This window comes from Pseudoxanthomonas sp. JC1303 (assembly GCF_058448525.1).
On record NZ_CP185958.1, the window covers coordinates 1,382,452 to 1,408,266 of the forward strand.

The following is a 25,815-nucleotide window of genomic DNA, read 5'->3' on the forward strand; positions in this document are numbered from 1 at the left end:
GTGTGCTGCGAAGGGCGACGATCAATGCGTGGTGGGGACGCCGGTGCTACCACCGGACGGTGCGTGCAGCCAGCGCCGCTTGAGCCAGCGCTCGGCCGGTTCGGTCCATGCGCGCGCGAACGTCCACGCCAGCAGCCAGCACAATGGCAGCAGGGCCAGATACCACCACGCACCCAGGCGCACGTCGCTGCCGAGTGCCCGATACAGCCCCACCAGCGCGAACACCACGAACATGTGCGTCAGGTACAGCTCGTAACTGAGCCGGCCCCAGGCACGTAAGCCGGCCAGCGCGCGCAGCGGAGCGTGCGCTGGCATGGCATGCAGGCCGAGCACCAGGGCGCCGGCGCCACTGACCAGGACCAGCATGTTGGCGTTGCCGACCGCGCGCCATAGCGCTCCTCCGCACAACAGCACGGCCATCAGGGCGACGCTTCCCAGCACGCGCAACCAGCGCGCGGTCGACGCGCGGAGCTGCCAGCGCGTCGCGGCCAGTGCGGCGAGCACGCCCACGGCGATGGCGGAGAATCCGGGCAGATACGCCTTCTCCTGCCAGATCTCGTTACCGGCCAGCGCGGCGCGGGTGAACGGCAGCGAGAGCGCCAATAGCAGCAGGGCCGTCACCAGTAGCGCGTCGCGGCGCAGCCCCAGGCAGACCAGGGGAAAGCCGAGGTAAAAGGCCTCCTCGATGGACAGCGACCAAAGCACGTCCCAGCCGCCGGGCAACCAGCCGGTGCGGCCTTCGTACCAGTTCAGCTGCAGGGTCAGCGCCGACCACAGCGCACCGCCCAGGGACTGGCCAGGCTTGTCGATCACATAGTTCGGGACCTTCAGCACGTGCATCAGCGACAGCACCGCCAGCAACAGCAGCAGCGCCGGGCCGATGCGCGCGAGGCGACGTGCATAGAACGCGCGCAGCTCGATCCGCGCCAGCGACGGCCAGCGCTGCTGCGCATGCACGGTGATCAGGAAGCCGGAGATCACGAAGAACACGAACACCGCCTCGTAACCGTTGTAGCTGAGCGCGCGCAGCACGCGCTGCGGCAACACGTCGGACAGCGCGGTCTGACGCAGCGGGATGCGCAACGCCAGGTGGTGCAACACCACCAGCAGGATCGACACCCCACGCAGGGCGTCGATCCCCGGGTTGCGTCGCGCCGTGGGCGTCACGGGGTGGCGGACGAACCGGGCGCGTCGGCCTGCAGCGCCTGCAGGATCTTCTGCCCAGCGCGGCCATCGACCGGCTGCAGGCCACGCTGGCGCTGCTCATCGGCGATCGCCTGGCGGGTCAGCGTGCCGATCATGCCGTCGGCCTCGCCGATGGCGTGTCCACGCGCCAGCAGCAGGGTCTGCAGCTGCCGGCGCTGGGCGCGATCCAGGGGCGGATCGTCGGTAGGCCAGCGCGCGACCAGCGGCCCACCGCCGCGCAAGCGGTCGGAGAGCAACGCGATGGCCAGCGCATAGCTCTCGGCCGCGTTGTAGCTGTAGATCGCATCGAAGTTGGCGAACACGAGGAACGCGGGCCCGGCGGTACCGGCAGGCAGCAATACTGCCGCGCGCGTGTCGCTGGGCGCGATCGGCGCGCCATCGACGCGGGTGATGCCGTCGGCGATCCACGCGCGCAGCGGGCGCCGTGCCTTGCGGCCGGCACGATCGGCGTCGAAGCCGGGCGGCAGCTTCACTTCGTAACCCCAGGGCTGGCCGCTCTGCCAGCCAGCCCGCTTGAGGTAGTTCGCCGTGGAGGACAGGGCATCGGGCACGCTGTGCACCAGGTCGCGGCGCCCGTCGCCATCGCCATCCACGGCGATGCGCTGGTAGGTGCTGGGCATGAACTGGGTCTGCCCGAACGCGCCGGCCCACGAGCCGGTCAGGCCATCGGTATCCAGGTCGCCTGCCTGCAGCAGCTGCAGCGTGGCCAGCAATTCACCGCGGAAGAAATCCTGGCGGCGCCCGAAGCACGACAGCGTGGACAGGGAGACCAGCAGCGGGCGCTTGCCCTGTACCCGGCCATAGTCGCTTTCCACCCCCCACACCGCCGCCACCGTGGCGGCATCCACGCCGCTGCGCGCGGCGACCTGGGCGAAGGTCTCGGCGTGCTCGGCCAGCATCGCCTTGCCGTCGGCGATGCGCTGATCATCGACCAGTGGCGCCAGGTAATCCCAGATCGGGGTGGAGAATTCGGGCTGCGTATCCAGTAGCGGCAGCACGCTCATGTCCGGCGCGATGCCGGTCATGAAGCGATCGAACGACGCGGGTTGAATCCCGGTGGCGCCGTCGCGCACGCGCGCCATGCAACTGGCGTACGCCGCCCGCTCGGCCGCGCTGGGCGCGCCGACCTCCACCGCCTGCTGCTGCGCCTGCGCGCCCCACGCGATCACTCCCGCCAACACGCCCACTACGCCGCGATACATGCGCCCACTCCCTCGTCTTCGCTGCCAGCGTCCGATTGTAAGCAGGCATAAGATCCGCAGGCCAAAAGCGCCTTGGTTTTGGCCTTGGCTTTGCTCTTAATCCTCCGTGAGGCGCGGCGTCGCGCTGAGGAAAAAACCCGAAGGGCGCCACACAGGGATGTGGAGTGTTTTTGGAAGGGACAAGGATGTCCCTTCCAAAAATCCCCCAGCGCGGAGCGAATCTGCGCGCAGCGCAGGCGCTCCGCCCGGAGGCGTGTGACCAGACATGCGTCTGTTGATCACTTCTTTGCCTACCTTTCTTGCACGAGCAAGAAAGTAGGTCGGGCCGCGACGCGGCACGAAAGCCTTTGCTTCAAGAACTAAAACTAATCGCGCCGCCAGACCAACAGCCGGTTGTTGGCCGGCAGCGCGTGGTCGTGCTCCAGGCGCAGGCCGATCCCGCGCGCCAACGCGTCCACGGCTTCGACATCACGGATGCCACTCACCGGATCGCGTGCCTTCAGCCATTGATCGAACTGTGCATTGCTGTCGCTGGTGTAAGTCCCGCCATCGTTAAATGGCCCATACACCGCCAAGGTCCCATCAGCGGCCAGCACCGCGTCGAGTCCTGCAAAGAACGCCTGCACCTGCGGCCAGCCCATGATGTGCAGCGTGTTGGCGCTGAACACCGCATCGAAGCGCGTCGCCGGCCATGGCCCCTGGGCCACGTCCAGCTCCAAGGGAGCCGGCGTGTTGGGAAGCGCTGCCTCGTCCAGCCAGGTACGTAGGCCGGGCAGGTGTTCTGCGCGCTCGCTGGTTTGCCAGCACAGCTGCGGCAAGGCGCCAGCAAAATACACGGCGTGCTGGCCGGTGCCGCTGCCGATTTCCAGCACGCTGCTCGCCTGAGCGAAAGCCCCGCGCAAGACTGTCAGGATGGGGTCGCGATTGCGTTCGCAGGCCGGGGCGAAGGGCTTGTCGATCACGGGATCATGGCGACCCTGCGGACAGCGCCTGGGCCACTGCGTGGAACACCTGGCCCATTTCCAGCGGCTTGTCCAGGAGGTAGGCATTGACCCCGCCGGGCAGCTCGTCGCGATCAAACGGCTTGGCCGGATCCTGCAGCAGGATCACCGGACCACGGTAACCACGCTGGGCCAGCGCCTTGACCAGGGCAACGGCCGGCAGCAGCACGAAATCGCTGTCGATGACGAACAGGTCGGGCATGCCGTCGACCACCGACGCCCGCAGTGCATAGGCGCCATCGGGCGCATTGCTGGGCGCATAGCCCTGGCTCTCCAGCGCGTTGCACAACAGCGACTGGCGGGTGTTGTCGCCGTCGACCAGCAGGATGCGCTGGCCCTGCCCTGGCGCGGCATCGGCCGGCTGCGGCGCAGGGCCCGCGGTCATCGGCAGGGTGATGGAAAAGGTGGTGCCCTGCCCCGGCGCACTGTCCACCTCGATGCGCCCCTGGTATTGCTCGACGATGCGCAGGCAGGACATCAGCCCCAGGCCGGTGCCGTCAGGTTTAGTGGTGAAGAAGGGCGTGAACAGCTGCTTGCGGGTCTTCTCGTCCATGCCGATGCCCTGGTCGCGCACACAGAGGCAGGCCATGCCTTGCGCATCACTCGGGGACACGCAGGCAGACAGCGTCAGGACGCCCCCTTCTGGCATGGCCTGGATGCCGTTGAGACACAGGTTGATGAGCACCTGTTGCAGTTCGACGTAATTGGCGTCGATCACCATGGCCTGCGCCGGGGGCTGCAGGTCCAGCGTGACCTTGTCCGGCAGACTGCCCTGCAACAGCACCTGCACGGCCTGGAACAGGTCGCTCACCGACACCGGCTCGCGCGCCTTGCGCGCGCCGCGCACGAAGGACAGCATTGATTCGGCCATCTCGTGCCCGCGTCGGCCGGACTCGGCGATCACCTCGCCGAGCTTGCGGATCTTGGGGTTGTCGCTGTGGATGGCCAGCAGGTCCGGCACGATCAGCAGCGGCTGCAGGATGTTGCGCAGGTCGTGGCTGAGGCCCGCGGCCAGCATCGCCATCGAATCCAGGCGCTGCGAGCGCAGCAGCTCTTTTTCCACCCGCTCGCGCTCACGCTCGCTGCGCGACTCGCGGATGGCGCGCGCGGCCGCTGCGGGCAGCCGTGCGGTCTTGTCCTTGAGGATGTAATCGGACGCCCCGTCGCGCAGGGCCTGGACGGCGGTGTCCTCACCCATCGTGCCGGACACGAAGATGAAGGGCACCGGCGGGTTCTGCGAGCGCACCAGCTTGAGCGCGTCGTAGCCGGAAAACCCCGGCATGCTCAAGTCCGACAGCACCAGGTCCGGATTGAAATCCACCAGCGCCTTGGCCAGTTCCGCCCCGGAATCCACGCGCTCGAACCGCGCCTCCAGCCCGGCATCCAGCAGCTGCATCGAGGTCAGCTCGGCATCTTCCGGCGAATCCTCCACCAGCAGGATGCGGACCGGACCGATGGGATCGGCGCTGTGCGGCATCGGGCTCAATCCAGACCCGGCGCTTCGTTCAAGACGGCCCAGAAGGTCCCCAGGGTCTTGACCGCGGTGAAGAACTGGTCGATGTCCACCGGCTTGACCACATAGGCATTGGCGCCCAGGTCCCAGCTACGCACCAGGTCGCTCTCCTCTCGCGAGGAGGACAGGATGACCACCGGCATGGTCTTGAGTTTGTTGTCGGCGCGGATGCTGCGCAGCACCTCCATGCCATCCATGCGCGGCATCTTGATGTCCAGCAGCAGCACCGCGGGCAGACCCTCGGGGCGGTCGGCGTAGGCACCCCGGCTCAGCAGGTAGTCCATCGCCTCCACCCCGTCTTCCACGTGCACGATGGGATTGGCCAGGTTGGCCTCGCGCAGGGCATCGATGGCCATTTCGGCATCGGCGCTGCTGTCTTCAGCCAGGAGGATGGTGCGGATGGCAGGGATCATGCGTTGAGCTCTGAGGGTGAAGGTGCCGCCGGCAGGCTTGCGGTGTCCTGGCCGGTGGGGATGATGAAATGAAAGGTGGCGCCCTTGTCGGGCTCCGCCTCGGCCCAGACTCGGCCGCCATGGCGGGCCACCACCCGACGTACGCTGGCCAGCCCGATGCCGGTGCCGGCGTATTCGCTGGATTTGTGCAGGCGCTGGAACACGCCGAACAGCTTGCCGGCATAGGCCATGTCGAAGCCCGCGCCGTGGTCCTTGACCCAGAAGTGATGGTTGCCTTCGCCTTCCAGCGCGTAACCGACCTGGATCTGGGCGACTTCGTGCTTGCCGCTGTACTTGACCGCGTTGCCGAGCAGATTCTGCCAGACCTGGCGCAGCATGTTCTCGTCGCCGACCAGGATCGGCAGGGGCTGGATGTCCCAGTCCACGCGCAACGGCAAGGCGTGCTTGTCGGCGCTGACATTGGCATCGAGCATCGCCCGGGTCTCGGCCACCAGCGACTGCATGTCCACCGCCTGCAGACGCAGCGCGCTGCGACCCAGGCGCGAGTACACCAGCAGGTCGTCGATCAGTGAGGACATGCGCCGGGCCGAATCGCCGATCACCTGCAGGTAATGGCGGCTGCGCTCGTCTGCCGATTCTCCCAGATGGCGTTGCAGCTTGTCGGAGAAGCCTGACACGTGGCGCAGCGGCGCGCGCAGGTCATGGGAGACCGAATAGCTGAAGGCCTCCAGCTCGCGATTGACGTCCGACACCTGCTCGATCTTGCCTTCCAGCTGTCGGTTGAGGTCGATGATGCGCTGCTGGCTGACCTTCTGGGTGGTGACGTCGCTGACCGTCATCAGCACCGCCTCGTCCTCCAGGTCGGGCAGCACCATGCGCCGGGCGTTGAGCAGCAGGATGCGCGCCACGCCGCCCGCGGTCTCCTGCTGGACCTCGTAGTCCCACAGTTCGCGCCCGCGGGCCAGCACATCGATCAGACGCTGGCGCACGACCTCGTCTTCCCACGCCTCGCTGACCTCGACGAGCCGCGGATGGTGGTTCAGATCGCCCTCCACTTCATAGAGTTCGGCGAAGGCGGCGTTATGCATCAAGACCCGCAGCTCGCCGTCCAGCAGCACGATCGGCTCGCGCACGGTCTGCAGCACCGCCGAGGCGCGTGCGTCGGCGCGTGAACTGGCCTGCTCGGCGCTCAACCGCTGTCCGATCTGGCGTCCAAGCAGCATGGTGATCACCGCCAGCAGCAGCAGCTGGACCGCCAATCCGCCCCATCCGACCCAGTTACCCAGCCGCCGCGAGCGCTCGGCCTGGGTGATACGCCCCTGCGCCAGCCCTTGTTCGGATTGATAGATGTCCATCATGAGCGGGCGGACGGGATAGTCGTTGGCAAGCGACTGCACGACCTCCGCGCGACGCTCGGGCGGAGCGTCGAGCAACTCGTTGGCCAGCATGGCGCGCCGTTGCAGCACCTCTTTGAGCTGGCCAAGACGGACCTGCTGGGGTGCGTTGTCACGGGTCAACTGGGTGATCTGATCGAGCTGGCGCTGGATTTCGTTGGGGCCGTCCTGCACGCGCTCACGCAACCGTGGCAGCGTGGCGCCCAGATTGACCAACAGCGCGGACTGCTCGATCTCGCGGATCTCCACATTCAGCCTGGAAATGTCTGCCTGGACCTCGCGGGTATGCGTGACCAGGTCGACCGCGTCCAGCGTGTCGTCCTGCAGCTGCTGACGCAGCAAGGTCGGTGCCACCACGATCAGCAGCACGATCAGCACGAGTAACGGCAGGCGCCAGCTCACCCACTGTTCTCTGGAAGTTTGCGACAGCATCAGGCTCCCAGGCGGCAGGGCGCGGCGTCAGCCCGCCGCGCGCGTAGCGGGCGGCATGCGGAACGTCCAAAGATTGAGGCACATCGTACCGGGTTCACGTCATTCATGTTGCGGGTCGGGACCAGGGATGCGGCTCGCGCGGACCGCTGAGCAAAAGGATCCACAAGCAGAACCTGAACAGGTGAAACGCACCGTGAAGACGGCCCTCACCACGTCACCCCTGACGGCCGATAGCATGTTGGCAGCCCCGCCACTGTCTCTATTCCATGATCCGACGCCAGTTCCTGACCCGCGCTGCCGGCACCTTGGCCGCCCTCGGCCTGCCCCCTGCCTTGCTGTTGTCCCCATCGGCCTTGGCCGCCACGGGCAAGCGGCATCTGGTGTTCGGCCCGGCCCAGCCCTTCGACTACGCCAGCCTCAAGGGCCAGGCGCGTGCCCTGGCGTCCAAGCCCTATCACGTGCATGGCGGTCCGCTGCCTCCCGCGCTGGAAGGGCTGACCTGGGACCAGTACCAGGCGATTCGTTACCGCAAGGACCATGCGCTGTGGGCCGGCCAAGACGACGCGTTCCTGGCCCAGTTCTTCCACATGGGCCTGTACTTTAAGAAGCCGGTGACCATGCATGAGGTCGCCGATGGCCAGGCCCGGGAGATCAAGTACAACCCCGGCATGTTCGACTACGGCAGCAGCGGCCTGGCCAAGGCCAAGCTGCCCGACTCGCTCGGATTCGCCGGCTTCCGTCTGAACACCAAGGCCGACCCGGACCGCGACTTCGCCGCCTTCCTGGGCGCGAGCTACTTCCGCGCGGTCGGCAAGGAGGGCCAGTACGGCCAGTCCGCACGCGGCCTGGCGATCGACACAGGCATGGGCAAGCCGGAGGAATTCCCGGACTTCGTGGCCTATTACCTGGAGCGCCCCGATCCGGGCCAGGACACGCTGGTGATCTACGGCCTGCTGGATTCGCCCAGCGTCGCCGGCGCCTATCGCTTCGCGCTGACCCCTGGCGAGCCGCTGCTGATGGACATCGACTGCGCCTTGTACCCGCGCACGACCATCGAGCGCATGGGCCTGGGCCCGTGCACGAGCATGTACCAGGCCGGCGAGAACGACCGCCGTATGGCCTGGGACTGGCGCCCGGAGATCCACGACACCGATGGCCTGGCCCTGCATACCGGCAGCGGCGAATGGATCTGGCGTCCGCTGACCAATCCGCCACAGCTGCGCTTCAACGCCTTTGCCGACAACAATCCCAAGGGCTTCGGCCTGCTCCAGCGCGACCGCGACTTCGACCATTACCAAGACGACGGGGTGTTCTACGAGAAGCGCCCCTGCCTGTGGGTGGAACCCAAGGCCGGCTGGGGGGAGGGCTCGGTCCAGCTGATCGAGATCCCCACGGTGGACGAGACCTTCGACAACATCGTGGCGTTCTGGAACCCCAAGGACAAACCGCAGGCCGGCCAGGAATTGCTGTACGGCTACAAGCTCTACTGGGGCTCGGCGGCGCCCAGCACCCCGACCGACGCGATCTGCGTGGCCAGCCGGACCGGCCTGGGCGGCGTGGTCGGGCAGAAGCGCAAGACCTGGTCGCAGCGCTTCGCGGTGGATTTCAAGGGCGGCAAGCTGGCGGCCCTGGAGGCGGCCAACGCCGAGGTCACCCCCGAGCTGCAGATCAGCGGCGGCCGCCTGGAGACCGTCTCCTGCCGTCCGCTGCACGAGATCCACGGCTACCGAGTGATGTTCGACGTGGTGCCTGACAAAATGGACAGCAGCCAGATCGACCTGCGTCTGTACCTGAAGAACGATCAGGGTGCCCTGAGCGAAACCTGGCTGTATCAGTTCAGTCCGCCACCGGAAGCCGAACGCAAGCTCTACTGAGGACGCCTCGGGACGGCGTGTCCACACCGTGATATCGACCCATGCACGGCCTGCGTCCTGTCCGGGCCGGTTGTTGCGTTGTAACGCGGTGTAGCCGGACAGGGGATTGCTCCTGGTCATCGAGGCGTTCGACTTCCGCGTGAGCGTTGCGTTTGCGGGGAAGACAGCGACGACCGGTAACATCGGCTACATCGCGGGCCGTCCGCAGGCATATCGCGGCCGGTGATCCACAACAGGGGACGACATCGATCGCGCCGGGTGCGCGGGCGCGTACTCCCGTGATGCGGAAGCGTGTTACGTCAAACATCCCCAGCCCGGCGAGGGACTTGGATATGGCCGACCGGTCTGTCTTGCTGTCTTCCAACTACAACGCGTGGCCCGAGCCCTTCAACGGGCAGGCATTCGCATTTCTCAACGTCATCGCCCAGGTGGAGGATGCGGACATCCTCGTGCCCGAGCCTTCGGCGCATGCCGCCGGGCGCGGGGTCAACCCGAGCATGGGCTACCTGTGGAACGAGTTGCGCCACCGGGTGGTGTCACAGTCGTGGCGGCGACTGGGGCAACCCGGGTTCTCCAATGCGCAGGCCGTCTCGGTCCAGCGCGACTACGATGTCTTCCTCTACGCGTGCCAGTTCCCCAATGAGCTGACCGCGCTGCGCAAGCTGCGCGGCTGGCGCCAGCGCTGCGACAAGGCTTATGCCTATCTGCTGGAAGGCTGGCCCGAGCGCTTTCCCCACCAGGCCGCCGAACTGCGCATGCTGGATCAGTTCGACCACGTGTTCGTGCTCAATGCCGAAAGCATCCCGGCACTGCAGCGCTACACGTCCACGCCGATCTCCTTCCTGCCCAGTGCGTGCGACACGCTGCTGGCCTGCCCCTATCCGGAGGCTCCGCCGCGCAGCATTGATGTACTGAGCATCGGCCGGCGCATTCCCGAGCTGCACACCAAGCTCAGCGCGCTGGCCGCCCAGGACGGCAACTTCTTCTACGTCCACGACACCCTGCGCGCGGCGTCGGTCGCCGACTGGGCCGAGCATCGCAATCAGACCGCGGCGATGATCAAGCGCGCCAAGTACTTCATCGCCTACGACTTCACGGTGGACACCTTTGGCGTGTTCAAGGGCGTGCGCAAGAACGCGCTGGCCACCCGGTACTTCGAAGGCACCGCCGGCGGGGCCATCGTCCTGGGTTCCCCCCAGCACTGCCTGGAGTTCGCCCATCACTTCGACTGGCCCGACGCGGTCATCGAGCTGCCACCGGAGACGGCCGACATCGGCGCATTCCTCAACGACCTGGGCGGGCAGACCGCGCGCCTCGAGCGCGCCCGCGCCATGAACGTCAGCCAGAACCTGCGTCGGCACGACTGGGCCCATCGCTGGGGGCAGCTGCTCGACACCGTCGGTCTGGCGCGCGGCCCGCGCCTGCAGCAACGCATTGATCGCCTGGCCCACATGGCCGGGATGGTGGACCTCGCCCACGGGGCACCGCTGGTGCGGAGGCACGACGTCACCGCCTGACTGATCGGCAGGACCCAACCCATCCGGCGGCGGGAGGGCCGCCATCACCCCTTGCGCGCATCGTTTCCGGTGCGCGCAGGAAGCATGCAGCCGGCCCTCCGGCGAAGGACGAAGCGCGCGATGCGAAAGGCATATCCATGAAGGCCGTCATCCTGGCCGGCGGCCTGGGCACCCGGATCTCCGAGGAAACCTCGGTCAGACCCAAGCCGATGGTGGAGATCGGCGGCATGCCGGTCCTCTGGCACATCATGAAGATCTACAGCCATCACGGCATCAACGACTTCGTCGTGTGCCTGGGCTACCGCGGCGAGGTCATCAAGGACTTCTTCATCAATTACCACCTGATGCATTCGGACATCACCTGCGACCTGTCCACCAACACCACCACCCTGCACAATTCGCGCGCAGAACCTTGGCGGGTGACGCTGGTGGATACCGGTCCTGCCACCATGACCGGCGGTCGTCTCAAGCGTGTCATGCCTTACCTGCAGGATGAGGAGGCGTTCTGCCTGACCTACGGCGATGGCGTGTCGGACGTGGACATCGGCGCGGGCATCGCGCTGCACCAGCGCGAAGGTCGCCTGGCGACAGTGACCGCGGTGCAGCCACCGGGCCGCTTCGGCGCCCTGCACGTGGAAGGCGATGCGGTCACCGGCTTTCGCGAGAAGCCCGCGGACGGTGATGGCCTGATCAACGGCGGTTTCTTCGTCCTCTCCCCCAAGGTGGTCGATTTCATCGACGGTGACGACTCGGTCTGGGAAAACGCCCCGCTGGAAAGTCTGGTCGCCCAGCGCCAGCTCAGCGTCTACCGGCACACCGGCTTCTGGCAGCCGATGGACACCTTGCGCGACAAGAACTACCTCAACGACCTGTGGACCACCAACAAGGCGCCCTGGCGCGTCTGGGAATGAAGACGATGCGTATCCTGATCACCGGCAACATGGGCTATATCGGCCCGGTCCTGGCCCGCCACCTGCGCCAGCGTTTCCCCGAGGCTTACCTGGTCGGCGTGGACCGCGGCTGGTTCGCGCACTGCCTGTCGGACAAGCGCGGCCTGCCCGAGGTCGTCCTGGACGAACAGTGGTTCCGCGACGTGCGCGACCTGACCGCGAAGGACCTGAGCGGCTTCGACGCGGTCGTGCATCTGGCCGCGGTGTCCAACGACGCGATGGGCAAGCGGTTCGAGATCGTCACCGACCAGATCAACTGCAAGGCCAGCCTGTCGGTGGCCCAGGCCGCCGCAGAAGCCGGGGTGAAGCACTTCGTGTTCGCGTCCAGCTGCAGCGTCTACGGCGCCGCCGCCGACGGCACGCCGCGCTCGGAAACCAGCGGCATCGCCCCGCTGACCGCCTACGCGCACTCCAAGATCGATACCGAGACCGGCCTGGCGGCGATGGACACCGACATGGTGATCACCGCGCTGCGCTTTGCCACCGCCTGCGGCGCCTCGCCGCGCCTGCGCCTGGACCTGGTGCTCAACGACTTCGTCGCCGGCGCGGTGGCCAGCAGTAAGGTCGAGGTGCTCTCCGATGGCACGCCGTGGCGCCCGCTGATCCACGTGCGCGACATGTCGCGCGCCATCGAGTGGGCGATCCAGCGCCCGGCCGACAATGGCGGCCGCTACCTGTTCGTCAACGCCGGCTCGGACCGCTGGAACGTGCAGATCCGCGACCTGGCCCAGGCCGTGGGCGCGGCGATCCCGACCGCAGAGGTGTCCATCTCCACCAACGCACCAGCCGATAACCGCTCCTACCGCGTGGACTTCACCCTGTTCGAGCAGCTGGCGCCCGAGCACCAGCCGATCGAAACGCTGGAAGGCACCATCGCCGAGCTGCGCGACGAGCTGCAGCGCACCGCCTTTTCCGACCGCAACTTCCGCCAGAGCGGCTTCATCCGCCTGCGCATCCTGGAAGGGCTGGTCGACAGCGGGGTGCTGGCCCCCGACCTGCGGGCCGCCGCATGAAGTTCCACGAAACCCCGCTCAAGGGCGCCTATGTCATCGAGCCGGAAAAGCGCGGCGACGACCGCGGCTGGTTCGCCCGGGTGTTCTGCGAAAAGGAAATGGCCGCGGCCGGCCTGGTCGATCGCTTCGTCCAGGTCAACAACTCCTACAACGCCGAGGCCGGCACGCTGCGCGGCATGCATTACCAACTGCCACCGGCACCGGAGGTCAAGATCGTGCGTTGTGTGCGCGGCGCGCTGTGGGATTGCATCGTCGACCTACGGCCGGACTCGCCCACCTACCGCAAGTGGCACGGCGTGGAACTGACCGCGGAGAACCGCCTGGCCTATTACGTGCCGCGCGGCTTCGCCCATGGCTTTGTGACCCTGGCGCCGGACACCGAGGCGTTCTACTTGGCCAGCGCGTTCTACGAGCCGAGCGCCGAGCGTGGCCTGCGCTGGAACGATCCGACCTTCGACATCCAGTGGCCGGCCGAAGGAAAGATCATTTCCGACAAGGACGCCACGTGGCCGGACTTCGATCCGGACTTCCACGGCGTCGAGCAGCTGCGCGGCCTGTGACCCCCCATATCCCAGCATTGAGGACAACCCCATGGTGATCGACCGCCTGCTCCGCGAGCGCCAGGCTGCCGGCATGCCCATCCGCGTCGGGCTGTATGGCGCGGGCTTCATGGCCAAGGGCATCGTCAACCAGATCGTGCACTCGGTGCCCGGCATGGTCCTGTCGGTGATCTGCAACCGCAACGTGGACAAGGCCATGGCGGCCTATGCCCTGGCTGGCGTCCAGGCCCAGGTGGTCGACACCGGTCGCGCCCTGTCCCAGGCCATCGCCAGCGGCACCGCCGCGGTCACCGACGACCCGGCGCTGCTCTACGAATGCGACGACCTGGACTGCCTGATCGACGCCACCGGCGCGGTCGAGTACGGCGCCCACATCTCGCTGGCGGCCATCGCCCACGGCCGCGACATGGTCACCATGAACGCCGAGCTGGATGGCACCGTCGGTCCGCTGCTGAAGAAGAAGGCCGATGCGGCCGGGGTGATCTTCACCGCCTGCGACGGCGACCAGCCCGGCGTGCAGATGAACCTGTTCCGCTTCGTCAAGTCCATCGGGCTCACGCCACTGATGTGCGGCAACATCAAGGGCCTGCAGGACCCGTACCGCACGCCGACCACGCAGGCCGGCTTTGCCGCCAAGTGGGGCCAGGACCCGTACATGGTCACCAGCTTCGCCGACGGCACCAAGATCAGCTTCGAGCAGGCCATCGTCGCCAACGGCACTGGCATGTCCATCCTCAAGCGCGGCATGACCGGCTACGACCACCGCGAGCACGTGGACACGCTGACCAAGGTCTACGACATGGACGCGCTCAAGGCCGTCGGCGGCGCGGTGGACTACGTGGTCGGCGCCCAGCCCGGGCCGGGCGTGTACGTGCTGGCCACACACGACGATCCTAAGCAGCAGCACTACCTCAACCTGTACAAATTGGGCGAGGGCCCGCTGTACAGCTTCTACACGCCCTACCACCTGTGCCACTTCGAAGTGCCGCTGTCGGTGGCGCGCGTGGTATTGCTGCGCGACGCGGTGCTGCAGCCCCTAAACGGCCCGCTGGTGGAAGTGGTGGCCACCGCCAAGCGCGACCTGGCCGCCGGCGAGACCATCGATGCACTGGGCGGCTACCTGACCTACGGCCAGTGCGAGCGCGCCGATGTCACCGCCGCCGAGCAGCTGCTGCCGATGGGCGTGGCCGAGGGCTGCGTGCTCAAGCACGAGGTAGCCAAGGACCAGGTGCTCACCTACGCCGATGTCGAACTGCCGCACGGACGCCTGATCGACCGTCTGCGGGTGGAACAGGCGGCGCTGTTCGCCAACGCGGGCGAAGCCGCCACCGCCTAGGCAACCACCGGCTCCGCGCCGGGCACTGGCGCGGCCGCCGCGAAGAATTCCCATAGCGCCTCGGCCGTCTTAGGCAGGCGCGCAGCTGGACGGAACAGGCGGATCTCGATCGGGATCCGCAGCGTCGGCGCCTCCGGCGCGGCGTCCACCAGGCGGCCATCGGCCAAGTCGCGCGCCGCCAGCGAGCGCGGCAACCACGCCACGCCATCGCCCGCGCGCGCCATCGCCAGCAGCGTGGCGGCCAGGTCCGAGGTGAACACCGGCGTGGCCTTGGCGATCACCGGCGCCAGCGGCGCATGCCCGGACAGGATCCGGCCCAGGCCCGAATCGGCGCTGTAGCCCAGGTACGCGGTCTTTGCATTCGGCCGCTCGCCCAGCGGCCAGCGAGGGCCGCCGTCCTCGCGCGGCGTGCACAGCGGCAGCAGCATGTCGCCGCCAACCAGCACGCTGCGGAACTGCGCCGGGTCTAGCATCAGCCGCATGCGCGGATGGTGGTGGCACAGCAGGAACTGCGAGCCGCCCTGCACCATCATCCGCTCGCAGGCACGCATGGTGTCCGACACCAGCTTGAACGTCCCCAGTTCGGCCAGCTGCGGATTGCCGCGGATCCATTCCGGGAAGAAGGTGAAGGACAGCGCGTGGGTCGCGGCGAAGGTCAGCGACGGCGCGCTGCGCCCGGCCACTTCCAGCGTCTCGCTGCGCAGCTGATGCATCGAGCGCACCAGCGCGGTGGCCTGGGTGCGGAAGTGCTCGCCGGCCGGCGTCAGCTGCACGCCCTGGCGCGAACGCTTGAACAGCGGTGTGCCCAGCCACTCCTCCAGCGCGCGGATGCGCCGGCTGAACGCCGGTTGGGTCACGTGCCGCAACTCGGCCGCCCGCGAGAAGTTGAGGGTGTCGGCCAAGGCGACGCAGTCTTCAAGCCAGATCAGATCCATGATGCTCATTGTGCATCACGTGTCGGTGCATTGGCATTGGCTCAAGCGCCGAGGCCACCCCTAGGATGAAGCAAGAACCGATGCGACGCCGCGAGGAAGGACGCACCGTCGTCACCGGCCATTCACTAATTCTGGCATCACGCCAGCATGTCGACGGGAGCGGACGATCATGCAAGGGCAAGCGAAAACAGGGCTGCTGCGGCAGCTTTACATCCAGGTGCTGATCGCCATCGTGATCGGCGGCCTTGTCGGGTACTTCTGGCCAGGCGTCGGCACGGCCCTGCAGCCGGTGGCCGAAGGGTTCATCAAGCTCATCAAGATGATGCTGGCGCCGATCATCTTTGCCACCGTGGTGGTAGGGATCGCCAAGATGGGCAGCATCCGCGACGTAGGCCGGACCGGCGTCAAGGCGCTGATCTACTTCGAGATGGTGTCCACCGCAGCATTGGCCATTGGCCTGATCGTGGTCAACGTCATGAAGCCCGGCGCGGGCATGAACATTGATGCAACCACCATCGATGCTACCGAAGTCAGCCAGTACGTGCAGCGCGCGCATGAAGGCGGCATCGTCGAATTCATCCTGGGCATCATCCCGGCGACGCTAGTCGATGCCTTTGCCAAGGGCAACATGCTGCAGGTGATCCTGGTTTCGGTGCTGTTCGCCATCGGCCTGCTGCAGCTGGGCGATCGCGCCAGGCCGCTGGTGGAGATCATCGACACCGGCCTGCAGAGCCTGTTCCGCATGATCAACATGATCATGCGCCTGGCGCCGATCGGGGCTGGCGCGGGCGTGGCTTACACCATCGGTAAGTACGGCATCGGCACGCTGGCCTCGCTTGGCCAGCTGATGCTGGGTGTCTACGTGACCTCGGCGGTGTTCGTGTTCGTGGTGCTGGGCTTGATCGCCCGCTGGGCCGGCTTTCCGCTGCTGCGGCTGCTGCGCTTCATCAAGGACGAAATCTTCGTCACCTTCGGCACCTGCTCCACCGAGGCGGTGCTGCCGCGGATGCTGCTCAAGTTGGAACAGGCCGGCGTGCGCAAATCCACCGTCGGCCTGGTCCTGCCCACCGGCTACACCTTCAACGCCGACGGCACCAGCATCTACCTGTCGATGGCAGCGGTGTTCGTCGCCCAGGCCACCAATACCGACCTGCCGATCTACCAGCAGCTGGTGCTAATGGGCGTGCTGCTGCTGACCTCCAAGGGCTCGGCCGGCGTGGCCGGCGCCGGCTTCGTCGCCCTGGCCGCCACGCTCTCGACGCTACACACCGTGCCGGTCGCCGGCCTGGTACTGCTGCTGGGCGTAGACCGCTTCATGAACGAGGCGCGCGCGGTGGTGAACCTGATCGGCAATGCCGTGGCCACGATCGCGGTGGCCAAGTGGGATGGCGCCTTCGATCCGAGCAAGGCACGCGAACTCATGCGCCGCCAGGACGCCGGCGAACCCATGCCGGTGGCCGTCGCGGCAGCACCCACCCCCTCACCTGACGTGCCACGCCCGGACGTGGCCGACACCCACGCCTGAAAGAGAAGGAGAACCCCATGCGCATTCTTGATGTTGTCGAAATCACTCAACCCATCGCCTCGCCGATCCGCAACGCCTACATCGACTTTTCCAAGATGACCGCCAGCCTGGTCGCCGTGGTCACCGACCAGATCCGCGATGGCCGGCGCGTGGTTGGTTACGGTTTCAACTCCAACGGCCGCTACGGCCAGGGCGGCCTGATCCGCGAGCGCTTCCGCGACCGCCTGCTGCAGGCCGAGCCCGACTCCCTGCTCAACGATGCCGGCGACAACCTCGATCCGGGCAAGGCCTGGGCGGCGATGATGTCCAATGAAAAGCCCGGCGGTCACGGCGAGCGTTCGGTCGCGGTCGGCACCCTGGACATGGCGATCTGGGATGCGACGGCGAAGACCGCCGGGATGCCGCTGTTCCGCTACTTGGCGCAGATGAAGGGCCGCGAGGCCAACCCGCGCGTGTTCGTCTACGCCGCCGGCGGCTATTACTACCCGGGCAAGGACAACAGCGCGCTGCGCAAGGAAATGCGCGGCTACCTGGACCGCGGCTACAACGTGGTCAAGATGAAGATCGGCGGCGCATCCATCGACGAGGACCGCGGCCGCATCGAATCGGTGCTGCAAGAAATCGGCAGCGAGGCGCGCCTGGCGGTGGACGCCAACGGCCGCTTCGACCTGGAAACCGGCATCGCCTACGCCAAGATGCTGCGCGACTATCCGCTGTTCTGGTACGAGGAAGTCGGCGATCCACTCGACTACGCGCTACAGGCGGCCTTGAGCGAGTTCTACCCAGGCCCGATGGCCACCGGAGAGAACCTGTTCTCGCACCAGGACGCGCGGAACCTGCTGCGCTACGGCGGCATGCGCCCGGATAGGGACTACCTGCAGTTCGACTGCGCGCTGTCCTACGGCCTGGTCGAGTACCTGCGCACGCTGGACGTGCTGGACCAGTTCGGCTGGTCGCCGTCACGCTGCATCCCGCACGGCGGGCACCAGATGTCGCTCAACATCGCCGCGGGTCTGGGCCTGGGCGGCAACGAGAGCTATCCGGACCTATTCCAGCCCTACGGCGGCTTCCCGGACACAGTGAAAGTGCAGGACGGCCACATCGTCATGCCCGAGCTGCCAGGCATCGGCTTCGAGGGCAAGTCCGACCTGATCAAGGTGATGCGCGAGCTGGCCGAATAAGCCGTTCGCGGCGCCGGATCATGCGGCGCCGTCGTCGTTCAACGCACCACCAGCACCGGGATCTTGCTGCGGGTCAGGACTTCGGCACTCTGGCTGCCCAGCAGCACCCGGGTCAGGCCGCGACGGCCGTGCGAGGCCATGACGATCAACTCGGCCCGGCGTTCGTCGGCGGTCTCCAGGATGCCGTCGGCGGCGAAGCGGTCCAGGACGTGGACCGGCTCGGCTTCGACCTCCAGTTCCGCGGCGCGGTCCAGGCACGGCTGAAGGATCGCGTTGGCGGCCTGCTCGCGCTCGGCGCGGTACTCCGGGCCCGATTCATAGCCCACCGCCCAGCCCTGGATATCGGCCATGCCGCTGGCCCACGGCTCGGAGACGGTGAGGAGGTCGACCTTGGACCCCAGCTGGGCGGCCAGCATCAGGCCCTGCTCCAGCCCCCGCAGGGACAGTTCCGAGCCATCGATGGCAATCAGGATGCGTGCGTACATGGTGTGCTCCCAGGGCGTTGAGGCCACCATTGGACGCCTGCGGACCTGCACATACCTTGATCCTGATCAAACCCGCTGCCGTACCGTGGGAGCCGCCATGGCGGCGATGGCGCTTTACCGATGAAGCCCTTCGCCGCCTTGGCGGCTCCCACAACTGCCTTGCCAAAGCCGCTGGCGGTCGGGCTTATCGCGGGGTGAGGTTGGCGTAGGCCAGCACCAGCCACTTGGCGCCCTCGTCGAACTGCACCTGCACCCGCGCATGGGCCCCGGCGCCCTCGTAATCGACGACCACGCCCAGGCCGAACTTGGGATGGGACACATTGGCGCCGAGCTTCATGGCCGGCGTTTCGATCGGCGCATGACCCACGCCGCCACGCGCCGCGCCCAGTGAGGCCGGGCGCGAGACCTGCACCTTGGGCCGCACTTCGTTGAGCAGCTCGCGCGGGATCTCGCGCAGGAATCGCGAAGGCACGTTGTAGTTGTCCATCCCGTGGATGCGGCGCGACTCAGCGTAGGCCAGCACCAGCTTCTGCCGCGCGCGGGTGATGCCCACGTAGGCCAGGCGGCGCTCTTCCTCCAGCTTGCCCGGCTCCTCGACCGAGCGCGCACTCGGGAACAAGCCATCCTCCAGCCCCACCAGGAACACCAGCGGGAACTCCAGGCCCTTGGCCGAATGCAGCGTCATCAGCTGCACGCCGTCCTCGCCGGCCTGGGCCTGGCCTTCGCCAGCCTCCAGCGCGGCGTAGGACAGAAAGGCGACCAGCTCGTTCATGCTCTCGGCCGCATCGGGCGTGTCGTCCAGTTCCAGCGGGTTGACCTCGGCCCGGGCGAAGCGCGAGGCCACCGAGACCAGTTCATCCAGGTTCTCGGTGCGCGAATCCGAATCCAGGCCGCCCTTGCTTTCCTTGGCCCAGTGCTCGCGCAGCGCAGAGCGCGCCAGCACATGGTCGATCTTCTCCTTCAGGTCCAGCTCCGCCGTTTCGGCATTGAGCTGATCGATGAGCTCGACGAACGCCGCCAGCGCATTGCGCGCGCGCCCGGCCAGGGTGCCGCCCTGCGCGCATTGGCGCGCGGCGTCCCACAGCGACAGCGCCGCGCCGCGCGCGCAGCGGCGGACCTCGTCCAGGGTGCGCTCGCCGATGCCGCGTGGCGGCGTGTTGACCGCGCGCTCGAAGGCCGCATCGTCGGCGCGATTGGACACCAGGCGCAGGTAGGCCAGCGCGTCCTTGATTTCCGCGCGCTCGAAGAAGCGCATGCCGCCATACACGCGGTACGGCACCTGCTCGGCCAGCAGCGATTCTTCCAATGCGCGCGACTGCGCGTTGCTGCGGTAGAGCACCGCAACCTCGCCGTAGCTGCCGCCCTCGCGCACCCACTGGCGCGCGCGTTCGACCACGTAACGCGCCTCGTCGACCTCGTTGTAGGCCGCATAGACATCGATCGGATCGCCCTGGCCGGCGTCGGTCCACAGCTCCTTGCCGATGCGGTCGGGGTTGTGCGCGATCACCGCGTTGGCCGCACCCAGGATGTTGGCGGTGGAGCGGTAGTTCTGTTCCAGGCGGATGGTCTGCGCGCCGGGGAAATCCTTGAGAAAGCGCTGCACGTTCTCGACCTTCGCGCCACGCCAGCCGTAGATGGCCTGGTCGTCGTCGCCGACCACGAACACATGCCCGGCGTCGCCGGCCAGCAGGCGGATGAAGCCGTACTGGATGGCGTTGGTGTCCTGGAATTCGTCCACCAGCAGCTCGCCGAAACGATGCCGGTAGTGGGCCAGCAGCGCCGGGGTGTCGCGCAGCAGCTCGTGCGCGCGCAGCAGCAGCTCGGCGAAATCGACCAGCCCGGCGCGGTGGCAGCGGGCCTGGTACTCGGTATAGGCCGCGACCATGGCGCTCAGCCATTCGTCGCGCCCCTCTGGCTGGATGTGCTCGGGACGGCGGCCCTCGTCCTTTTGCTGGTTGATCCACCAGGCGATCTGGCGCGGCGGATATTTGCCATCGTCCAGCTCCAGCGCCTGGGCCACGCGCTTGACCAGGCGCTGCTGGTCGTCCGAGTCCAGCACCTGGAAGCCCTCGGGCAGGCGCGCCTCGTTGAAGTGCAGGCGCAGCAGGCGATGGGCCAGGCCGTGGAAGGTGCCGATCCACATGCCACGGCCGCCGTTGCGCAGCTGCGCATCGGTGCGCTGGCGCATTTCGGCCGCGGCCTTGTTGGTGAAGGTCACCGCCAGGATGCCGTGCGTGGGCACCCCGTGGACCTCGTTGAGCCAGGCGATGCGGTGGGTGAGCACCCGCGTCTTGCCCGAGCCGGCGCCGGCCAGCACCAGGTAATGCCCGGAAGGGGCGGAAACGGCCTCGCGCTGGGCCGGGTTCAGATCGTCGAGCAGGTGGGAGACATCCATTGCCGACCCATTCTACCGGGCCTGTCCAGCCCGGCCGTCCTGACGGGGCGCCGACCCGCTAGGGCCGGACCGGTGGGGCCGCCGGACAGTAGCGCCGCAGGTAGTCCATGTGCGCCGGCAGCCGGGCGGTCACCTCATCGACCTGACGCTGGATCGCGCCCAGAAAGTGCCCCAGTTCCGCATCGCCCATCAGGTCCGGCGCCGGGTGACGCTGGCGCGGCACGATGCCCTGTCCAAGCATCACCTGGATCCACGAGTTCTCCGCGAACAGCTCGCCTGGGACGTGGAAGACCGTCCCGGTCTCGCGAAACAGGTCGACGCGATGCTGCAGCGTGCCGGGCAAGGGCATGTTGGCCACATAGTCCCAGTACGGCGTGTCGCGACGCTCGGTGGCGTGGTAGTGGAGCACGACGAAATCCCGCACATGGGTCAGCTCGCTGTCGAGCTGGGCGTTGTATTCGTCGATGGCGACCTGGCGGATCACCTGCGGGAAGGAGCGCAGCAGGTTGACGATGCCGCGCTGGATCAGATGGATCGTGGTCGACTCCAGGGGTTCGATGAAACTGCCGGACAGTCCGATGGCCACGCAGTTCTTCTCCCAGCAGCGCAGCCGCCGCCCGGGGCGGAAGCGCACCGGGAAGGGCTCCTTGATCACCTCGCCCTCGACACTGGCCAGGAACTCGGCCTTGGCCTGTTCATCGTCCAGGTGCGCGCTGGAATACACGATGCCGTTGCCGACCCGGTGCTGCAGCGGGATGCGCCATTGCCAGCCGGCCTTGCCGGCGATGGCCCGCGTGTAGGGCACCGCATCGCGCACGGCCGTGGTCTGCATCGCGATGGCACGATCGTTGAGCAACCAGTGGGACCAATCCTCGAAGCCCACCCCCAGGGTCTGCCCGATCAACAGCGCGCGGAAGCCGGTGCAATCGATGAACAGATCGCCTTCGATCACCTCGCCGCGCTCCAGGCGCAGCGCGGTGATGAAGCCGCTGTCCGGGTCGGTGAGCACTTCGGTGATCCTGCCTTCGACCCGACGGCCGCCGTGGGCCTGACTGAACGCCCGCAGGAAACGCGCGTAAAGCCCGGCATCCAGGTGGTAGGCATAGTTCAGCGGCTGCCCGTTCACGTGTGCGAAGCGGTCGGCCAGCGCGGCCTTCAGCTCGATGCAGTAATCCTCGTAGGGACCGGCCAGCCCCCGCTCGCACCCCTTGAGCCAGAAGTGCTGGAAACCGGCGCTCCAGTGATCCTTGCCGGTGGAGCCGAAGGAATGGATGTAGCGGTCCTGCCCGGTCTTCCAGCCCTCGAAGGAGATGCCCAGCTTGATGGTGCCCTGGGCGGCGGCCATGAACTGGCGTTCATCGATATCGAGCAGTCGATGGAAGGTGGCCAGCGAGGGAATCGTCGCCTCGCCCACGCCGACCGTGCCGATCTCCTCGGATTCGACCAGGGTCACCTGCACATGCTTGCCGAGAATGCGCGAGATCGCCGCGGCGGCCATCCATCCGGCGGTGCCGCCCCCGGCAATGACCACGCGCCTGATCGGCTGGTCCATCGATGTCTCGGTCATGCGGAAAGGGTCTCCCGGCCCTAGCGATTGAGTCGCTGCAGCAAGCGTGCGCGCAGCTCGCGGGCACGCGCCTCGTCCATCGGCGCCAGTGCGCCGCGGGCGCCCTCGGCGATGTGGGCCACGGTCTGCGCATCGGCATCGAACACGTAGTGCCGGAACACCTCGCGCCAGTGCTCGCGCTCGTGCGCCGGCAGGTCGCGGATGCTCAGCAGGGCCAGCATCAGCGCGTTCATCGGCGAATCCATGTACGCCGGCGTGCGCCGCCACCAGTAGTTGACCAGGACGTTGAACGGCTCCAGGCCTTCCATGTGGTGCCACCACAGCGAGGGGATCAGCACTGCATCACCCGGCTCCAGGACCGCCACCTGGGCATGACGCGCGGCTTCGGCAAAACGCGGATGGGCCTGCAGGTCGGGGTGGGCGAAGTCGACCAGGCTGACGGCCTGGCCTGCGGGTGTGCGATCCAGCGGACCGATATACAGATTGGCCAACTGCTCGGGCGGGAACAGCGTCACCCTGCGCCGCCCGGCCACGACGCAGGCGATGTTGTCCGGCACGTCCTGGTGAGCCGCGATGCGGGTGCGGTTGCCGATCCAGATGCTGGCCAGCGGGGTATTGGGCCCCAGGTCCAGGTCGTTCTCGGCACGGAAGCCCGGCAACCAGGTGTCGATGGTGGTCGAACCCACGTAGATGGCGGGCGGGGCGTCCTCGTCCAGGTAACGCAGCAGCGTGTCGAGCACCACCGGGAGCGGCACCCGCTCGGACCGGAAATTGAAGCCCTGCTGTCCCTCGGCATAGAAGAACCGCCCCTGCGATTCAGGCGCGGCGACCGTGGCCACCACCGGCTCGGCGCGGGCGAAGCGGCGCAGGTAGTCCACCGCCTCCCGCGCCGAGGCCGCGCCGGCACGGGCCATCGGCCAGTCGGCGACCAGTCCGCGCAGCACCACCGGCTGGGTGGACGCCAGCAGCGTCGCGTCCAGGGTGTCCGGGCGCAGGCCACGACGCTCGGCGATGGCTTCAGCGTGCTCCAGCATGCGCCTGCTCGAGGCGGCCGATCAGGTCGCGAAAATGGGACAGCGAGGCAATCGCCATATAGATCGGCTCCAGGGCGCCGACCTGGGCCAGTGCCTGCAGGGCCTCGGACGGCAGCGCGCGCAGGCGTTCCTCTGCGATGGTGTAGCAGCCGGTCAGCTGCACGTGCGCGCCGCCGGTCAAGCGCACATCGAGGGTGAAAGGCTCCAGCAGTTCGTGCTGCAACAGCAGGGCGATGAAGCCCTCGGTGGTACCCATCCCTTCGTGCAGGGCCCGCAGCAACGAGGCCATGCGCTCGAGCAGTGCGGTGTAACCGCCATGTTCAAGGAACAACGCCTCGCCCGAGGGCACCACCCGCGGATGATCCAGGTCGACGTGCAGCATCGGCTCACCGCTGGCGTCCTGGCCGATCAGGAACGGCTGGCGTTCGATGGCCATCGGCAGGTAGTGCGCATCCCAGCCGTCCTCGCGCAGGAACAGGTTCTGCCCCGGCTCCAGCCCCAGCAGCGCCAGCGGCAGGAAGCGCCCCTGCGGGTCCTTCTTGAAGACGATCGGGTAGTAGGCCTGCAGCGCGCGGAACTCCCCGGGGAAGGTGAGCGCCGACATGACCTCGTCCCCCCAGCCGGGCCCACGCGCGGTGGACACGCGCAGGTCGCGATGGTCGAGGTTGTTGAGCAGCACAGGTTGCGACATCGGCATTCTCGAATCTAAAGACGGGGCAGGCCATGGGCCTTGATGTGTTCGACCAGCGCGCGGTGCGCCGGCAGCGCGGGCAGCATGCGCCTGGACAGTGCGGCGACCTCCTCGAACCGCGCCTGGGCCTGCGCGGGGTCCTCGGTCCGGCGCGCCGGGCGCGGCTGCGGCCGCACGCCCATCCCGTACAGGATGTACTGCCAACTGGCCGAGGGAAAGATCTCCTCGCTGCGCGGGAAATCCGCGCGCGATGGCGGCTGGTGACGCCACAACTGCAATCGCTCGCGCAGCGCCTGCGGCACGCTGTCCTGCGCCCGATGCGCCTGCCAGTACGGGGTGTCGCGGCGACTGAGCAGGTAGTGCAGCTTGAGAAATTCGACCACCCGCTGCCAGCGCTCGGCAAAGGTGTGATTGAAGCGCGCCGCCAGCAGATCCATGTCGGCACGGTCGGTCGGCATCTCCTCGGCCAGGCGCGCGGCCGCCAGTTCGACCAGGACCAGGGCCGAGGCCTCCAGTGGCTCGACGAAGCCCGCAGCCAGGCCGATGGCCACGCAGTTGCGATGCCAGGGCGTGCGCCGATAGCCGGGTTGCAGGTCGATGCGCCGCGCTGCCGGCAGCTGGTGCGCCGGCGCTCCCCCGCTGGCGGCGATGTAGGCGTGCAGCTCGGCCTCGGCCTGATCATCGGAGATGAACGCACTGGCATAGACATGGCCCACGCCACGTCGCGCCGACAGGCCGATATCCCAGATCCAGCCGGCGGACTGCGCGGTGGCACGCGTCTGGCACGCGATGGGGGTGTCGGCGGCCGCATACGGGACCTGCAGCGCCAACGCACGATCATTGAAGAGCACCTCGTCCACCGGCGTGGTCGGAACGCCGTAATGCGCACCGATCAACAGCGCGCGCATCCCGGTACAGTCGACGAACAGGTCTCCGCCGATGGCGGGTTGATCGCGCACGCGCAGCGCCGCGATGTCGCCGTTGTCGTGCGTCTCGATGCCCTCCATGTGCCCCACCACGTGGCGCACCCCCAGCCGATCGATGCAGTGCGCCCGCAGGAAGCCGCCAAGCGCAGTGGCATCCAGGTGATAGGCATAGTTGGCAACCGCCGCGTACTCGGGCGTGGCGAACTGCTTGGGCCCCCGCCCGGCGTCGCACAGATGCGGCTGCACGCTGGCCAGGTGCGCGAACGAAGCCTCGTCCCCACGCGCGGCCCACGATGCGCCCAGCTGGACCTCCCCAAAGCCTTGCGGCAGGGAAAAGGGATGGCTGTAGCGATCCTGCGGCCGTCCATCGACCCAACCGATGAACTGCGACCCCTGCTTGAACGTGGCATCGCAGGTGCGCACGAACTCGACCTCGCCCACGCCGATGCGGCGCAGGGTGTCACGCATCGTCGGCCAGGTCCCCTCGCCCACGCCGATGGCCGGCACGTCGGGCGACTCGACGACGGTCACCCGCAGGGTGGGACCATTGCGGTCGCGATGCTCGGCGGCGATCACACCCGCGGTCAGCCAGCCGGCGGACCCGCCGCCGACGATCACCACCTCACGCACTGTTTCACCCGCCACACCGACTCCCGATCCACGTG

Annotated in this window: 20 protein-coding genes and 1 pseudogene; 8 read left to right on the top strand and 13 right to left on the bottom strand. The window is 67.6% G+C overall.

Annotated elements, in window-relative coordinates; all coding sequences use genetic code 11:
- Window positions 1-21: 21 nt before the first annotated feature.
- The 6 genes and pseudogenes from ACORQU_RS06125 to ACORQU_RS06150 all read right to left on the bottom strand — a co-directional run bounded on the left by ACORQU_RS06125 (window position 22) and on the right by ACORQU_RS06150 (window position 7,161).
- On the bottom strand, window positions 22-1,167 hold the full coding sequence (locus tag ACORQU_RS06125) for an acyltransferase family protein (RefSeq protein ID WP_491643929.1): 1,146 nt from the start codon (window positions 1,165-1,167) through the stop codon (window positions 22-24).
- 5 nt (window positions 1,168-1,172) lie between these two features.
- Window positions 1,173-2,372, bottom strand: a pseudogene (locus tag ACORQU_RS06130) (lytic murein transglycosylase); the annotation flags it as partial.
- 401 nt (window positions 2,373-2,773) lie between these two features.
- Window positions 2,774-3,370 carry a DUF938 domain-containing protein gene (locus ACORQU_RS06135; RefSeq protein ID WP_491643930.1) on the bottom strand — a complete coding sequence of 199 codons (597 nt, stop codon included), beginning with the start codon at window positions 3,368-3,370 and terminating at the stop codon, window positions 2,774-2,776.
- A 4-nt stretch (window positions 3,371-3,374) separates the two neighbouring features.
- A complete protein-coding gene (locus ACORQU_RS06140; protein ID WP_491643931.1) occupies window positions 3,375-4,886 on the bottom strand; it encodes a response regulator in 1,512 nt (503 codons plus the stop codon).
- Window positions 4,887-4,891: 5 nt separating this feature from the next.
- Complete coding sequence (locus ACORQU_RS06145) at window positions 4,892-5,332, bottom strand: response regulator (protein WP_271648577.1); 441 nt, start codon at window positions 5,330-5,332, stop codon at window positions 4,892-4,894.
- The gene (locus ACORQU_RS06150) at window positions 5,332-7,161 is read right to left on the bottom strand and encodes an ATP-binding protein (RefSeq protein WP_491643932.1); all 1,830 of its coding nucleotides are present in this window, start codon (window positions 7,159-7,161) and stop codon (window positions 5,332-5,334) included. Before ACORQU_RS06150 ends, ACORQU_RS06145 begins: the two co-directional genes overlap by 1 nt.
- A gap of 266 nt (window positions 7,162-7,427) precedes the next feature.
- Between ACORQU_RS06150 and ACORQU_RS06155 the strand changes: the two genes are divergently transcribed.
- The 6 genes from ACORQU_RS06155 to ACORQU_RS06180 all read left to right on the top strand — a co-directional run bounded on the left by ACORQU_RS06155 (window position 7,428) and on the right by ACORQU_RS06180 (window position 14,411).
- On the top strand, window positions 7,428-9,035 hold the full coding sequence (locus ACORQU_RS06155; protein WP_491643933.1) for an OpgD/OpgG family glucan biosynthesis protein: 1,608 nt from the start codon (window positions 7,428-7,430) through the stop codon (window positions 9,033-9,035).
- A 332-nt stretch (window positions 9,036-9,367) separates the two neighbouring features.
- Window positions 9,368-10,552, top strand: a complete 1,185-nt coding sequence (locus ACORQU_RS06160; RefSeq protein ID WP_491643934.1) for a CgeB family protein — start codon at window positions 9,368-9,370, stop codon at window positions 10,550-10,552.
- A gap of 137 nt (window positions 10,553-10,689) precedes the next feature.
- On the top strand, window positions 10,690-11,463 hold the full coding sequence (gene rfbF / locus ACORQU_RS06165) for a glucose-1-phosphate cytidylyltransferase (RefSeq protein ID WP_491643935.1): 774 nt from the start codon (window positions 10,690-10,692) through the stop codon (window positions 11,461-11,463).
- A 5-nt stretch (window positions 11,464-11,468) separates the two neighbouring features.
- Complete coding sequence (locus ACORQU_RS06170) at window positions 11,469-12,515, top strand: NAD-dependent epimerase/dehydratase family protein (protein ID WP_491643936.1); 1,047 nt, start codon at window positions 11,469-11,471, stop codon at window positions 12,513-12,515.
- Window positions 12,512-13,075, top strand: a complete 564-nt coding sequence (gene rfbC / locus ACORQU_RS06175; RefSeq protein ID WP_491643937.1) for a dTDP-4-dehydrorhamnose 3,5-epimerase — start codon at window positions 12,512-12,514, stop codon at window positions 13,073-13,075. Before ACORQU_RS06170 ends, rfbC begins: the two co-directional genes overlap by 4 nt.
- A gap of 31 nt (window positions 13,076-13,106) precedes the next feature.
- The gene (locus tag ACORQU_RS06180) at window positions 13,107-14,411 is read left to right on the top strand and encodes an NAD(P)H-dependent oxidoreductase (protein WP_491643938.1); all 1,305 of its coding nucleotides are present in this window, start codon (window positions 13,107-13,109) and stop codon (window positions 14,409-14,411) included.
- Here the strand turns inward: ACORQU_RS06180 and ACORQU_RS06185 are convergent.
- Window positions 14,408-15,355 (bottom strand): LysR family transcriptional regulator, encoded by a 948-nt coding sequence (locus ACORQU_RS06185; RefSeq protein ID WP_491643939.1) that lies wholly within the window; start codon window positions 15,353-15,355, stop codon window positions 14,408-14,410. The two genes, ACORQU_RS06180 and ACORQU_RS06185, sit on opposite strands and share 4 nt — an antisense overlap.
- 160 nt (window positions 15,356-15,515) lie before the next feature.
- On the opposite strand from ACORQU_RS06185, the gene dctA reads away from it, so the two are divergent.
- Complete coding sequence (dctA, locus tag ACORQU_RS06190; RefSeq protein ID WP_491643940.1) at window positions 15,516-16,871, top strand: C4-dicarboxylate transporter DctA; 1,356 nt, start codon at window positions 15,516-15,518, stop codon at window positions 16,869-16,871.
- 17 nt (window positions 16,872-16,888) lie between these two features.
- Complete coding sequence (locus ACORQU_RS06195; protein WP_491643941.1) at window positions 16,889-18,052, top strand: mandelate racemase/muconate lactonizing enzyme family protein; 1,164 nt, start codon at window positions 16,889-16,891, stop codon at window positions 18,050-18,052.
- A 38-nt stretch (window positions 18,053-18,090) separates the two neighbouring features.
- On the opposite strand, the gene ACORQU_RS06200 is transcribed toward ACORQU_RS06195, so the two are convergent.
- The 6 genes from ACORQU_RS06200 to ACORQU_RS06225 all read right to left on the bottom strand — a co-directional run bounded on the left by ACORQU_RS06200 (window position 18,091) and on the right by ACORQU_RS06225 (window position 25,795).
- On the bottom strand, window positions 18,091-18,537 hold the full coding sequence (locus tag ACORQU_RS06200) for a universal stress protein (RefSeq protein WP_491643942.1): 447 nt from the start codon (window positions 18,535-18,537) through the stop codon (window positions 18,091-18,093).
- Between the two features lie 184 nt (window positions 18,538-18,721).
- Entirely contained in the window at window positions 18,722-20,932 is a 2,211-nt protein-coding gene (uvrD, locus tag ACORQU_RS06205; RefSeq protein ID WP_491643943.1) for a DNA helicase II, read from the bottom strand.
- A 58-nt stretch (window positions 20,933-20,990) separates the two neighbouring features.
- Window positions 20,991-22,499, bottom strand: coding sequence for a tryptophan halogenase family protein (locus ACORQU_RS06210; RefSeq protein ID WP_491643944.1), 1,509 nt, complete (start codon window positions 22,497-22,499; stop codon window positions 20,991-20,993).
- A gap of 20 nt (window positions 22,500-22,519) precedes the next feature.
- A complete protein-coding gene (locus ACORQU_RS06215; protein ID WP_491643945.1) occupies window positions 22,520-23,533 on the bottom strand; it encodes a cupin-like domain-containing protein in 1,014 nt (337 codons plus the stop codon).
- Entirely contained in the window at window positions 23,517-24,224 is a 708-nt protein-coding gene (locus tag ACORQU_RS06220) for a SapC family protein (protein WP_491643946.1), read from the bottom strand. The genes ACORQU_RS06215 and ACORQU_RS06220 overlap by 17 nt, the downstream gene beginning before the upstream one ends.
- A gap of 14 nt (window positions 24,225-24,238) precedes the next feature.
- Window positions 24,239-25,795, bottom strand: coding sequence for a tryptophan halogenase family protein (locus ACORQU_RS06225; RefSeq protein ID WP_491643947.1), 1,557 nt, complete (start codon window positions 25,793-25,795; stop codon window positions 24,239-24,241).
- Window positions 25,796-25,815 lie beyond the last annotated feature (20 nt).